1 protein-coding gene is annotated in these 1,514 nt (G+C 67.9%); it reads right to left on the reverse strand.

All coding sequences use genetic code 11. The features are described 5' to 3' along the window. Positions 1-18: 18 nt before the first annotated feature. The gene (locus SMA5143A_RS42400; protein WP_107468086.1) at positions 19-1,437 is read right to left on the reverse strand and encodes an IS30 family transposase; all 1,419 of its coding nucleotides are present in this window, start codon (positions 1,435-1,437) and stop codon (positions 19-21) included. Positions 1,438-1,514: the final 77 nt, after the last annotated feature.

Raw genomic sequence — 1,514 nt, forward strand, 5'->3', positions numbered from 1 at the left:
GACGTGTATTGGGCGAGTTCAACCGGTCGTTGCAACACCGGGCTGTTGTAGTGAGCGTAGCTGCTCCTCGAAGACCTCGGCCGGGGTCTTCCAGCCGAGGATCTTTCGGGGTCGGTTATTGATCGCCAGGGCGACGGCTTCCAGGTCCTCGGCGGACCACCGGGACAGGTCGGTGCCCTTCGGGAAGTACTGACGCAGCAGCCCGTTCGTGTTCTCGTTCGTGGGTCGCTGCCAGGGCGAGTGCGGATCGGCGAAGAACACCTTCGTCCCGGTCTCGAGCGCGAACTGGGCATGCCCGGAGAGTTCCTTCCCGCGGTCCCAGGTCAGTGTCTTGCGGAGCTGGACGGGAAGCTTCGTCATCGACACCGTCAGGGCAGTGTTCATCGCGACGGCGCCGTAACCGCCCAACGCCGGGCCGTTCTTCACGGGCGGCACCTCGCCCCAGCCCTCCATCCTCGGCAGATGCACCAGGAGGGTGGACCGGCTGCTGCGCTCGACGAGCGTGCCGATCGCGGACCGGCCCGTCCCGATGATCAGATCGCCTTCCCAATGCCCCGGGACCGCACGGTCTGCGGCCTCTGCAGGACGTTCACTGAGGACGACATCCGCGGTGACATGCCCTTGCGGCTTGTTCCGTGACCTCGACCGAGGCTCTCGAAGCGCCCGCCCGGTGCGCAGGCAGGCGACCAGCTCACGCTTGAGCGCACCACGGCCCTCGATGAACAGCGACTGATAGATCGCCTCGTGGCTGATGCGCATGGACTCATCCTCGGGGAAGTCGGCCCTCAACCGGTGCGAGATCTGTTCCGGGCTCCATGCTGTCGCCCACCGCCTGTCCTGCCGGTGCGGCTTGTTCAGCCCTTTCCACGGAGGCGTCTGCGGTCCTGCGGCGACCGTCCCGTCAGGCCGGTGAACGTTCCCCGACAACCTCTCCTGGACGTACTGGCGCAACCGGTCGTTGCCCAGGAGCTTCGCGCTCTTCGGGCGCTTGGCCGCCTGCTGAGCCTTCCACTGGGCGACCGTCGCGCGGTACTCCTGCTTGCCGCTGCGCGTGGCGGCGTTGCGGCGCAGCTCGCGAGAGATCGTCCCGGGATCACGCCCCAGGGCGCGGGCGATCTCGCGCACACCCTTGCTCATCGCCTTGAGGATCGCGATCTCCTCGCGCTCCTCGAACGTGAGGTACCGGCCCGAGGGCTCGGCCAACGAGATCGGAGGCATGCCGCCAGCGTGACGAAACCACCTCGCACCCACCGGCCACGACACGCCGACCGCCAGCGACGCCTCGGCCGTCGTGACCCCCGTGGCGATCAGTCGCCAGAACTGGCGCTGCACGACCCGAGACGGATCAGGCCGCCCCGGCGAGCGCATCGCCGGCCGCAACGCACGGTCAGCGCGCCACTGCCGACGCCGCCCCTCCGGAACATCGCTGGTCTTCAAACTCCAGTCCGCCGTGGCCACGTCGCACACCTCCGAGATCAGGGTGTTGCGACGACCAGTTGAATCCACCTTGGCTG

The sequence above is a fragment of the Streptomyces sp. MA5143a genome (assembly GCF_900290235.1).
GTDB lineage: Bacteria > Actinomycetota > Actinomycetes > Streptomycetales > Streptomycetaceae > Streptomyces.